This window comes from Streptomyces sp. NPDC002926 (assembly GCF_053591755.1).
The window spans coordinates 1-11,842 of the sequence record NZ_JBSFUK010000062.1 but is presented as its reverse complement, the minus strand read 5'-3'; the positions used below and the strand labels follow the sequence as shown (position 1 = coordinate 11,842).

Sequence of the window (11,842 nt, the reverse complement as noted above, 5' to 3'; positions counted from 1 at the left end):
GGTCGCCGAGTGGGCGGAGTACGCCGCGACGGCACACGACGGCGCCTTCCGGCTGCCGCTGCGGCGTCCCGGCAGCAAGCCTCAACTGCCCGCACAGGATCCCGCCGCGCCCGAGGCCGAGTGGTTCACCGTCACGGCGCTCGCGGATCCCGGCCAGGCCGGCGGCCCCGAGGCGTCGATCCATCTGACCGCGCAGGACATCAGCGGTACCGAGCAGCTCATCGAGATCCCGTAGCGGAGGAAGCCCCGATGCCCGAATATCTCAGCCCAGGCGTCTTTGTCGAGGAGATCTCCACCGGCCCGCGGCCCATCACCGGGGTGGCCACCAGCACCGCCGGCATGGTCGGGGTGACTGCCCGGGGGCCGGATTCGGGCAAACCCAAGCTGGTGACCAGCCTGTTGGACTTCCACCGGCTCTTCGGCGGCTTCCTGCCCCGACCGGGCGACGCCGACGTCGCCGCCGCCGACGCGAACGGCATCCGGTGGTGGCTGCTGCCGCTGGCGGTGAAGGGATTCTTCGACAACGGCGGCCAACGGCTCTACGTCAAGCGGATCGTGCCCCCGGCCGTCGGCAGCACCAAGGCCACCGCGACTCTGGTGGACCAGGCCACCCCGCCGGTGCCGGTCCTCGCCGCGGAGGCGGTGCAGGCGGGCGAGGGCGGCAACGCCCTGCATGCCGTGCTGCGGCTCGCGCGGTCCGCCACCTCCGCCGTGGTGGCGCCCGCCGCGCCACCCGCGGGCGATCCCCCGGCCACCGTGACGATCGCCGCGCTGGGCGCGATCGATACCGGCAGCACGGTTCTCCTCATTCCCGCGGACCGAACCCAGCAGCCCAGTCTGCACACGGTCGTGAGTCACGCCCCCGACGGCGTCAATGTCACGCTCACGCTTGACCGCCCGCCCGCGGCCGCGGCCGTCGAGGGCGACACCCTCGTCTTGGCCGGCTTCCGGCTGGAGATCGTCGACGCGCCGCCCGGCGTCCCGCGGCAGACCCGGACGGTCCCGTCGGCGCTCAACCCGCCGGCCGCCGATCTGGCGACGCTCGCCACGGCCGTCGGCGCGGACCCGGACGCGCTCCTCTCGCTCACGATCGGCGCCGATCCGCTGCCGTTCCTGAGCAGCGGTATCTCCAGGACCGACCCGGGCCGGCCGCTCGCCGCACTCGATCTGGCCGGGGGCGCCGGCGGCGCGGGAGGTCTCACGCCCGCCGACTACATCGGCGTGGACGGAGGCAGCGGGAACCGCACCGGCATCCAGGCCCTCGAGGACATCGACGAGGTGGCGATCTGCGCCGTGCCCGGCGTCTGGGATCCGACCGTCCTCGACGGCCTCAACACGCACTGCGAGATCCTCGGTGACCGGTTCGCCGTGTTCGACGGACCTCCCGCGGCCGACCTCGAGGCCATCAGGGACTTCCGTGAGCCGCTCTCCACCGACCGGGCGGCCCTGTACTACCCCTGGCTCCAGGTGCCGAATCCGGCGGGCGCCGGTACCGCGAAGGCACCCCCGTCGGGGCACATGATCGGCGTCTACGCCCGTACGGACGTGGAGCGGGGAGTCCACAAGGCGCCGGCCAACACGGTGCTGCGCGGCATCGTCCCCGGCGCGGGTCTGGCCTCCGACGTCACCCGGCGCGAGCAGGACACCCTCAATCCCGTCGGGATCAATGTGCTGCGGGCGTTCCCCAATCTGGGCCAGCGGGTGTGGGGCGCGCGGACCCTGTCGGACGACACCCGGTGGCGGTACGTCAACGTCCGCCGGCTCTTCCTCTTCATCGAGGAGTCACTCGACGAGGGACTCCAGTGGGTCGTCTTCGAACCCAACGCCGAGCAGCTGTGGGCCTCGGTCCGGCAGAGCATCAGTAGCTTCCTGACAGAGGTCTGGCGGGCCGGCGCGCTGGCCGGCACCACACCGGAGGAAGCGTTCTACGTCGTCTGCGACCGGTCCACCATGACCGAGGACGACCTCGCGCAGGGCCGCCTGGTCTGCCAGGTCGGTGTCGCCCCCGTCTTTCCCGCCGAGTTCGTGGTCGTGCGGATCCAGCAGGCGACCCGCGAGTCGAACACCTCCTGAACACCCGCATCGCCGCGACCACTGAGAACGCTTCAACCGCCGCAAAAGAAAGGGGACGGCTGTGCCACCCGTTCAGCGTGACGATCCGTACGGCGCCTATAACTTCCTCGTGCAGGTCACCGGTGTCGCCGCCAACGGCCAGGACGTCCAGGCGTCCTTCACGGAGGTCTCCGGGCTCACCGTGGACATCCAGCCGATCGACTACCGCAACGGCAGCGAGGACATCAGGGTCCGCAAGATCCCCGGCCTCAAGAAATTCTCCAACCTGACGCTGAAGCGCGGCATCACCGGCCATCCGGAGTTCTGGAACTGGATCAAGAAGTCGATGAACGGCCAGACCCAGCGCGCTCCGGGAGCGATCCTCCTCCTCGACGAGAACCGCCAGGAGGTCATGCGCTGGAACTTCGACCGCGGCTGGCCGGTGAAGTACACCGGGCCCTCGCTCGGCGCGACCAAGAACGAGATCGCGATGGAGACGCTCGAGCTCTGCGTCGAAGACCTCCAGATCGACGTCTGACCGGGAGACAGCCGTGTCCGCATCCGCCCTCGAACCGCCCCTGCCCGCCAAGCCGTTGCTGCCGGGACTGATCGCGACGGCAGCCGCGGCGGCCGATCCCGTTCAGCCGTTGCGCACCGATGTGGCGTGCTTCGCGGGGCGCACCCGGCGGGGCCCGGTGGCCACCCCCGTGCGCGTCACGGACTGGGCGTCCTACACCGCGGCCTTCGGCGGCCTGGACGCGGCACTCGATCTGCCCTACGCGGTGCGCGGATTCTTCGCCAACGGCGGCACCGCGCTGTGGGTACTGCGGACGGAGCCGGCGGGCGCGACCGCCGCCACGGCAGCCTGGCCGGCCGGGGCGCCCTCACCCTTCGCGCCCGCGGCGGGCTGCCGGATCGATGCCGCGTCCCCGGGCGGCCGGGCCGACGGCACCCGGGTGACGGTCCGTCATCGTCTGACCGGATCCGCCGGGCACCCCCAGGTGCTGGTGCGGGTCGAGGCACCCGGCGAGTCCGCCGAGTCGTTCGGCTGGCTGCGCCCGACCGAACTCCCCGACGCCGTGGCAGCTGCCTCCCGGCTCATCCGGCTGGTCCCCGACGGTCCCGCACCCGCCGGCCCACCGGCCGCGCACGCGGGAACGCATACGGCCACCCTCACCGGAGGCGCTCCCTCTCCCGGCAGCCCCGATGACACCGGGACCCTCGCCGAGGCCTACGCCGACGCCGTACGGGCCATGGTGGAACTACCGGAACCCGCCCTGCTGGCGCTGCCCGACCTGGACCGCTGCGGGATCGGGGAGACCCGCCGGGAAGACCTGGCCGATCTGCTGGTCGAGGGGTGCGCGGCAGCGCTCGACCGGCTGGCACTGCTCGACCCGCCTCTCACCGGCGCCAGGACCTCCGACCCCGCCGCCGCCACCCGGCAGGCCACCGGCTGGATGGACGCACTGCGCCTGCGTCACGACATACCCGGCCTGCAGGCGTGCGCCGTGCACTGGCCACCGCTGCGGGTCCCCGACCCGCTGGCCACCACGCTCCCGGCGCTGCGCACGGTGCCCGCCTCCGGCCATGTCGCCGGAGTGGCGGCGCGGCTGGACCGCGAGCGAGGTGTGTTCGCGACCCCGGCCAACGCCTCGCTCGAGGGCGTCGTCGACCTCGCCCACGTACTGCGCCCCGATCAGGAAGTGGCGGTCTACGGATCGGGCGCCAATCTGCTGCGCTGCCCGCCCGGCAGAGGCCCGCTCGTGTGGGGCGGCCGTACGGCGGTTCCGCAACCACAGGCCCAGGGCGTGGGCGACGGTTGGTTCATCGCCCACCGCAGGCTCGTCCACCGGCTGGTGCGGGCGGCCCGCGAGGTGGCCGGGCCGCTGCTGTTCGAGCCCGACACACCCGGTCTGCGGCTACTGCTCGTCCAGGGGCTGACCGAAGTACTGCTCGGCCTGTTCGAGGCGGGCGCGCTGGCCGGGGACCGGCCTGCGGAGGCCTTCCGGGTGCGGTGCGACGAAGGGCTGAACCCTCCGGAGCAGGCGGCGCTCGGGCAGGTGGTCTGCCAGGTGGAGGTGGCTCCGGCCGCGCCCATGGAATTCATCGCGATCCGCTTGCTGATGGGCGGGCGGGACCGGCTGGAGGTGGTGGAGGGATGACCGAGCAGGCGCTGGAGTTCTTCGCCGAGCCGCTGCCGAAGTACCGGTTCCTGGTGGTGCTCGGCCCGGCCGCCGCCCATCTGCCGCCCGCGCAGACGGCTTTGCTGCCGCTCACCGCCCAGGGCGCCTTCCAGCAGGTCTCCGGGCTCGGGGCGCAGCTGGAGGTCACCTCGTATCCGGAAGGCGGGGTCAATGACCGGGTCCGGCAGTTCCCGGTACGCCACTCCTGGAACCGGATCGTGCTGCACCGCGGGGTGGCCCGGGGCACGGGCCTGTGGGCCTGGTACCAGGCCGGGCTCGGCAACCCGCTGGGCGCGCGCCGCAGCGGGGCGGTGTTGCTGCTGGACGGGGCCGGACTGCCCGGCGCGGTATGGGCCTTCAGGGGCGGCCTGGCCTCGAAGTGGACAGGCCCCGATCTGCACGCGGAGCGCAGCGAAGTGGCCGTGGAGCAGCTGGAGATCGCGCACGAGGGTCTGGTGGCGGTGGAGCAGGCGGTGCCGGGGCTGGGCTGACGTACGCGGCAACGGCCGCAGGGAAAGCACGGCATGTCGTGATCACGGGTTCGGGAGAGAACAATGCTGACGATCCATCACCTTTCTGTCGACTTCGAGGTCGGCGGCGATGACACGGCGGTCTTCGCCCGGCTTTTCGCACAGCACATCCGGGAGTGGTCCCAGCGGCAGGAGGACGTCAGGGCCCGCGGCCGGCTGCTCGCCAGGGAGGCGTCCCTGACCGGTGACGGGGCGGGCCAGGACTCCTCCGGCGGGTCCGCGGCCGACTGCTTCGGGGGTGCCTGATGCTCCCGCTGCCCGGACTCCCCTCGGGGCGGGACGCCGCTGCGACGCCGGCGACCCTGAGCGTGCACCCGCCCGGTTCCGTGTCGGGGCCGGTGACCCCGCTGCTGACGCTGCCGGTCAATCCGACGGAGTACGCCGTCTCCAAGGCCGTGACGTTCGCCGAGATCGGCGTCCCGGGCCTGGACGCGCCCCCTCTGCAGTTCGTACGCGGCGGCGCGCGGACCCTCAAGCTGGACGCGCTGGTCGACGCGGCCGAGGAGCCGGTGCGCGGGCGCCGCGATGTGCAGCGGCGGTGGCTCAACGATTTCCAGTCCCTGACGACTCGTCAAAGCACCACCCACGCACCGCCGGTGGTGACCTTCGCCTGGGGCGCCAATCCCTCGTTCACCGGCGTCGTGGACAGCCTCTCCATCACCTATGTGCTCTTCGACCGGGACGGCACACCGACCCGGGCCAAAGTGTCCCTGTCGCTCAAGGAGTTCAGGACGGCGGAGGAGCAGAAGCTCACCACGGCCACAAGTTCACCGACCGTGCAGAAGGTATGGACGGTCCGGCGCGGCGACACGCTCTCCTCCATCGCGGCCGCGGTGTACCGGGACTCCGGGCGCTGGCGGGAACTGGCGGCCGCCAACTCCCTCGCCGATCCGCGGGCGCTCGCCCCGGGGATGGCGCTCGTCGTCCCCGCCCTGGACCGGGGGTGAGGGGTGATGGCGCTACTGAGGAACACGACCGCGACACCGCTGCCGGCCGACACGTACGCCCCGTGTTTCGAGGTCGCGTTGGACGGTTCTGAGATCGCCCAGCAGATGCGCAGTTGTGTGCTCGACATCCAGGTGGTCCGTGAGCTGGACAAGACCGGGACGTTCTCACTGGCGCTGAGCAACTGGGACGAGCTGAATCTGCGCCTGCGTTTCGACGACCCGAAGCATTTCGCCCCCGGCCAGGTGGTGGAGGTCCGGCTCGGCTACACCTCGCAGCCCCGGCCGCCGGTGGTGGCCAAGGGCCAGGTCACCACGATCCAGCCGGACTTCCCCTCGTCCGGGCCGCCGACGCTGCAGGTCTCCTGCCAGGACCGCACGGCGCAGATGAAGGCCCGCAAACCACGGGCCGACGAAGTGAAGAAGTATCTGGACCTCGCCGACTGGCAGATCGCGCAGAAGGTCGCGGAGCGGCACGGCCTGGAGCTGGTGGCCGAGAAGGAGGGCGTGGTGCATCCCCTGGTGATGCAGAAGAACCAGGACGATGTCGCCTTCCTGCTGGAACGGGCGAAGGGCGTCGACCGGGAGTGCTACGTGGCGCCCGACCCGAAGAGCGGAGTGGAGCAGCTGTACTTCGTCTCCCCCGCCGACGGCAGGGCCGGCTCGACGGCCCGCCGGCCGCGCACCTTCGACCTCTGGTACGCGGTGCTGGCCCGTGGTGCCCGCTCCGGACGCCCGGAACTGGGCGAGGCCTCCACCACCTCCCCCGCGCCCAGCCTGATCTCGTTCCGCCCGACCCTGACCCTGTCGGGGCAGGTCGCCAAGGTGACGGTGCGCGGCTGGGATCCCCGGACGAAGAAGGCGATCGTCGGCAGTGCCACGCAGGCGGATCTGCAGGCTGAGCACGACGCCGGACGCAGCGGTCCGGCGGCCGCCGCACAGGAGATGGGCGACCGGGAAGAGGTCATCGTGGACCGCCCGGTGAGCTCGGAGCAGGAGGCGCGAGCGCTGGCGGTGAGCGTGCTGCGCGGCAAATCGTACGAATTCGTGACCTGTGCGGGCCAGTTGGCCGGCCTGCCCGATCTGGTGCCGAGCGATTCACTGCGGATCGGCGGGGTGGGGGGCAGGTTCGGCGGCACCTACTACACGACCAAGGTGACGCACTCCTTCAACTCATCCGGATTCTTCACCTCGTTCGAGGCACGGCGTACTTCCGAGGGGCGGTGACGAAGCGATGACGGGAATGCCGGGATCAGCCGTGGACAAGCGGTACTTCGGTGTGTCGACGGGTGTGGTGGAGCGGGTGGAGGACGACCCGGAGAAGGAGTGCCGGGTGCAGTTGAGACTGCCCTGGTTCGACAGCGCCACGATCACCGAGTGGTGCCGGGTGGCCCAGCCGTACGCGGGCAACGGATACGGGGCGAGCTTCGTGCCGGAGAAGGGCGACGAGGTGCTTGTCGCCTTCGACCAGGGTGACATGCGGTTCCCCGTCGTCATCGGCAGCCTCTACAACGGCGTGGACAAGCCGCCCACGCACCGGGCGAGCGGCCGGGACGAGAAGCTGCTGCGGACCAAGCACGGCCACGAACTGGCCCTCGACGACAGCCCCGGCAAGGAAGCCGTGCGGCTCACCTCGTCCGCCGGGCACCGCATCGAACTCGACGACGCGGGCAGCTCGGTGGTGGTGCGCACCGCGTCCGGCGGCAAGGTGACGGTGACGGCCGACGGCTCGGTGGAGATCAGCGCCGGTTCCGGCCCTGTCAAGGTCACGGGCGGCTCGGTGACGCTGGACGCGCCGCAGGTGAAGCTGGGCACCGGCGCCACGCAGCACGTGGTCCCGTGGGAGACGTTCCTGCCGTGGTTCACCGGGCACACCCACCCTGTCGCCACGCCCGGCGCGACCGGTCCGGCGATCCCCGCACCGGGCCCGCCGCCGATGTCGACGACGGTGCAGGTGGCGTTGTGAACGGCAGCGCGCCGGGCGGCGCGGAGGCCTTCCTCGGGCAGGGCTGGCACTTCCCCCTGCTGCCGGACGCCTCGGGGCGGCTGGCGTACGCGGCCGGCGAGGACAGCGTCCGCGACTGCCTGCTGGTACTGATGCGTACCGCGCTGGGCGAGCGGGTGATGCGCCCCACGCTGGGCACCCGCGCCCCGGAGCTGGTCTTCGCGCCCGGCAGTTCGCGCTCACTGCGAGAGCTCGAGGACTCGGTACGGATCGCCATCCGCGACTTCGAGCCGCGGGCGGCCGTGGACGATGTACGGGCGCAGGCGCAGCCGGGCGAGGAGTGGCGGGTGACGGTCTCCGTCGACTACCGGGTCAGGGCGACCGGCCGGCACGAGACGCTGGTCTTCCCCTACTACCTCGACGGCGGCTCCGGACTGGTGGGCGGCGCGGGCGCGTTCGGGGCAGCCGGGCCGGCCGGCGGGGGTGACACGTCATGACCCTGACGCCGCTGCGGCTGGACGATCTGTCCTGGGCCGAACTGGTGGACGCGGTCCGCTCCCGGATCCCCGCCGAATCCTCGGGCCGCTGGACCCTGCACGCCCCCGTCGACCCGGGCATGACGCTCCTGGACCTCCAGGCATATCTGCTGGAGCAGCAGGTCTACCGGCTCGACCGGATCCCCGACGCCGTCGTGCACGCGGTGCTGCGGCTGCTTGGCGTGCCCGGACCGGCCCCGGCGACGGCCGCGGTGACGGTCCTGCAGATCGTCCCGCAGACGCCCGGCACCCGGCTGCGGATCCGGGAGGGCGCGTCGTTCAGCCGTGAACCGGAGCGCGGAAGGGACTTCTGCCTCGACCGGGACCTGGACGTACTGCCGGTGCGCGTGGCCGGGTTGTCGGTGCGCGAGGCGACGGGCGACCGGGACCGCACCGCCGACCTCGCCGCCGGACGCCCCGTGCCCCTGGCCGGCGCCCACGGCCGCCCCGCGCGGGTCCGGATCCGGCTCTCCGTGTCCGGCGACGGTTTTCCGGACGGCGGAACACTCTCGCTGCTGCTCTCACTGGAGCAGCCCGCCGGGCCGTGGACCGGGAGCCGGACGGCCGACGGCTGGGCCGAGGGGGCCGTACCCGACGTGCCTCCCCCGGCTCAACTGAACTGGTTCTACGGTCCCGTTGGGGACACCACGCCACTGCCCCGGAGGGCTGTGTCGGACGGCACCGGCGGACTGCGCCGGTCCGGCCTGGTCCGGCTGACCCTGCCGGCAACGGCCGCCGGGTCCGAGATGGAGCTGGTGCTGGCCACATCCGCCGCCACCTACGCCGCGCCGCCGCGACTGCTGCGGCTCTCCCCCAACTCCGTCCCCGCGCACCACGCACAGCGCGTCCGCCTGGAGGAAAGCGCCGACGGGCCCGTGGTGGCCCAACTCACGGGCCGCCCGCCGCTGCCCGGCCTCACCGTCGTACTGCCCGGCGACGCCGCCGGACGGCTGATCGACGTCACGCACTTCACGCTGCGCGAGACGGACGACACCGGCAGCCGTGGCACCCACGACTGGGCGGCCGTGCCTGACCTGGCATTCAGCGGACCGCTGGACCGGGTGTTCACCGTGGACCGGGCCTTCGGGGCGCTGCGCTTCGGCGACGGCCTGACCGGGCGGATCCCCCGGCCCGACGCCACCAGGCCCGGGACCGTGTTGCGGGCGGCGTACCGGCTGGGCGGCGGACCGTCCGGCAACGGCGGCGCGGACCCGGCGGTCCCCGCCCACGCTGCCGAACCGGCCGCACTGCTGGCCTTCCCCGCACTGTCCGGATTCGCCCGCCCGCGGCCGCAGCGCGCGACCGAGGAGGAAGCGCCGCCCGGGGCCTGGGTGTTCACGGGCGGATCCTCGGACACCGAACCACCGGATGCCCCATGCACCGCGCGCGCCCTCGTCCCGTGCGCAGGAGGGGCCGAGCCGGAGACCCCGGTGGCGGCCCGCCGCCGGGCCGCCACCGCGCTCGCTGTCGTCACCCGGGCCGTGACAGCCGCCGACCACGAGGCACTCGCCCTGTCCACCCCCGGGGTCGCCGTGGCCCGCGCCCACGCGCTGGTCGGCGCCCACCCCTCGCACCCGTCGCGGAACGTGCCGGGCGCCGTGACCACCATCGTCGTCCCCCGGGTGCCGCGCGCCCCCGGCGACAGCACCGCGCCCGACGCCGTACCCCTGCCCGTTCCCGACCCCGGCGCGCTGACCGCCGTACGCGCCCGGCTGGAGGCCGCACGCCTGCTCGGCGCCGGAGTGTTCGCGGCGCCCCCGCGCTACCGCCGGGTCCGCGTCCGCATCACCCTCCCCGCGGACACCGCCCGAAGGCAGCTCCTCGATGCGGCACTGCGCCGCTTCCTCGACCCCCTCACCGGCGGCGACGACGGCACCGGCTGGCCCTTCGGCGGCGTGCTGCGCCCCTCGGCGCTGCTGCGAGCGGCCGAACGGGCACTTCGAGCGGCGGGCGACCGCACCCCGGTCCAGTCCGTCGCCGCGGCCCTGGACGACGGTCCCTACGAGTCCTGTGGCGATCTTCCGCTGCGACCCGGTGAACTTCCCGGCCCCGTCGAGGTCCTCGTGTGCACCACGCCGCCCTCCGGTGCCGCTCCACGGGAGGTACGCGCATGAACACCCACGGCCCGGACCGTTCCGCCGCTGTCGATCCCTCCGCGAGGCTCGCCCCCGGGGCGGACGAACCGTGGTGGACGCTGTCCGCGGGCACCGCGCGGACGGCGCTGCTCGACGCGGACGGCCGCCCGGTGCTGCTGGGTGCCGCACGGGAGGACCTGGTAGCCGCGCTGCGCACCCGGGCCGGCGGCTTCACTCCCGACTGGACCGGGACGGGCCCCGACGACGCGGGGGACGCGCTGCTGCGGCTGTTCGCGCTGATGGCCGAGGCGGTGGCCGCACGCGTGGACCGGCTGCCCGGCAAGCTGCTCGTCGAGCATCTGCGGATCGCCGGGGTCTCCCCGCTGCCCGCCGAGCCCGCCCAGGTGCTGCTGCGCCTCACGGCAACGGCAGCCGCAGGAACGGGGGTTCAGGTCCCCGCGGGTTTCCAGGCCGGCGCGCCCGGCGAGGACGGCGCCGAAGTGGTGATGGAGACCGTGGACGACATGTGGGTGTCGCCCGCCGAGCTCACGTGCCTGGCCGTGGGCCGCCCCGCGACCGGCATCCTGCCGGGCCCCGTGGACGAGGTGACGCCGGGTCAGGAGCCCTATGCCGACGGCTTCCTCCCGTTCGGCGCCCACAGCGCGCCCGGCTCTGCCCTCTGGCTGGGGTTCACCGCCCCCCAGGCGCTCGAGGGCGGACTCTCGCTCGCCATCGTGGCGGCCCCGCGCCCCGGCGGTCCGGCCGCCGCCGCCCGGGGAGCCGTCGCTCCGCCCGAGGCGGCCCCGCCGCAACTGCGCTGGTCCGTACTGGACGGTGACACCTTCCGGGAAGCCGACGTGGTGGTGGACCACACCGGCAATCTCGCCGGCACCGGGACCGTACAGCTGCGGCTGCCGACGGGCTGGCGGCCGGGCCGGCCGCCCGGCGGGGCCCAGCTTCCGGAAGCCCGCTGGCTGCGGGTGCGGCTCACCACAGGGACGTACGCCGAGCCGCCGCGGCTCGCCGTCGTCCTGCCGCACACGGTGCTCGCGAGCGCCGTACGGACCGTGCGCGACGAGGTGTTGAGCCCGGCGCCCGCGGACCCCCGGGAGCAGGACGGCGGCGCGGGCGTGCGGCTGCGGCTGGCGACGACGCCCGTCGTGCCCGGATCCCTGACCGTCACCGTCGCCGACGACCCCGCCGCGCCGCTCTTCCCGGTCGACGGCGCGGCCCCCACCACGCACGACCCGCTGCCCGTGTGGCGGGAAGTGCCCGACCTGGTCCTCGCCGGCCCCGCCGACCGGGTGTTCTCGCTCGACGCCGACACCGGCGTCCTCACCTTCGGCGACGGGGTGCACGGGGTCGCGCTGCCGCCCGGCGTGGGCCACGTACGGGCCGTCAGCTACCGCACCGGAGGCGGCAGGCAGGGCGCCGTCGCGGCGGACACGGCAACCGCGCTGCGCACCGCGGTGCCCGGGGTGGCCTCGGTGACCAACCCATCGCCCGGGACCGGCGGAACGGACACCGAGCCGTTCGGTGCGACCGTACGGCGCGGCGCGGCCGAGATCCGCACCGCC

At 73.6% G+C, this 11,842-nt stretch carries 12 protein-coding genes; all 12 read left to right on the top strand.

Annotated elements, in window-relative coordinates; genetic code table 11:
• Positions 1 to 235: hypothetical protein (locus ACWDZ6_RS32975; protein ID WP_451505766.1), on the top strand; the 235-nt coding region annotated here is incomplete at its 5' end.
• Positions 236 to 249: 14 nt separating this feature from the next.
• Positions 250 to 2,073, top strand: coding sequence for a phage tail sheath family protein (locus ACWDZ6_RS32970; RefSeq protein WP_451505765.1), 1,824 nt, complete (start codon positions 250 to 252; stop codon positions 2,071 to 2,073).
• Between the two features lie 61 nt (positions 2,074 to 2,134).
• Positions 2,135 to 2,590, top strand: coding sequence for a phage tail protein (locus tag ACWDZ6_RS32965; protein ID WP_266484108.1), 456 nt, complete (start codon positions 2,135 to 2,137; stop codon positions 2,588 to 2,590).
• A 13-nt stretch (positions 2,591 to 2,603) separates the two neighbouring features.
• Positions 2,604 to 4,214 (top strand): phage tail sheath subtilisin-like domain-containing protein, encoded by a 1,611-nt coding sequence (locus ACWDZ6_RS32960; protein ID WP_451505764.1) that lies wholly within the window; start codon positions 2,604 to 2,606, stop codon positions 4,212 to 4,214.
• Positions 4,211 to 4,726: a phage tail protein gene (locus ACWDZ6_RS32955; RefSeq protein WP_451505763.1), complete on the top strand. Its 516-nt coding sequence runs from the start codon at positions 4,211 to 4,213 to the stop codon at positions 4,724 to 4,726. Before ACWDZ6_RS32960 ends, ACWDZ6_RS32955 begins: the two co-directional genes overlap by 4 nt.
• Before the next feature lie 63 nt (positions 4,727 to 4,789).
• Positions 4,790 to 5,011: a putative phage tail protein gene (locus ACWDZ6_RS32950; RefSeq protein WP_451505762.1), complete on the top strand. Its 222-nt coding sequence runs from the start codon at positions 4,790 to 4,792 to the stop codon at positions 5,009 to 5,011.
• Positions 5,011 to 5,712 carry a CIS tube protein gene (locus ACWDZ6_RS32945; RefSeq protein ID WP_351458075.1) on the top strand — a complete coding sequence of 234 codons (702 nt, stop codon included), beginning with the start codon at positions 5,011 to 5,013 and terminating at the stop codon, positions 5,710 to 5,712. The genes ACWDZ6_RS32950 and ACWDZ6_RS32945 overlap by 1 nt, the downstream gene beginning before the upstream one ends.
• Before the next feature lie 6 nt (positions 5,713 to 5,718).
• Positions 5,719 to 6,936, top strand: coding sequence for a phage late control D family protein (locus tag ACWDZ6_RS32940; RefSeq protein WP_389188519.1), 1,218 nt, complete (start codon positions 5,719 to 5,721; stop codon positions 6,934 to 6,936).
• Positions 6,937 to 6,967: 31 nt separating this feature from the next.
• Entirely contained in the window at positions 6,968 to 7,675 is a 708-nt protein-coding gene (locus ACWDZ6_RS32935; protein ID WP_451505761.1) for a phage baseplate assembly protein V, read from the top strand.
• On the top strand, positions 7,672 to 8,151 hold the full coding sequence (locus ACWDZ6_RS32930; protein ID WP_451505760.1) for a GPW/gp25 family protein: 480 nt from the start codon (positions 7,672 to 7,674) through the stop codon (positions 8,149 to 8,151). Before ACWDZ6_RS32935 ends, ACWDZ6_RS32930 begins: the two co-directional genes overlap by 4 nt.
• Entirely contained in the window at positions 8,148 to 10,304 is a 2,157-nt protein-coding gene (locus ACWDZ6_RS32925; RefSeq protein WP_451505759.1) for a hypothetical protein, read from the top strand. Before ACWDZ6_RS32930 ends, ACWDZ6_RS32925 begins: the two co-directional genes overlap by 4 nt.
• The coding region (locus tag ACWDZ6_RS32920) for a putative baseplate assembly protein (protein WP_451505758.1) at positions 10,301 to 11,842 on the top strand (1,542 nt) is incomplete at its 3' end. The genes ACWDZ6_RS32925 and ACWDZ6_RS32920, both read left to right, overlap by 4 nt.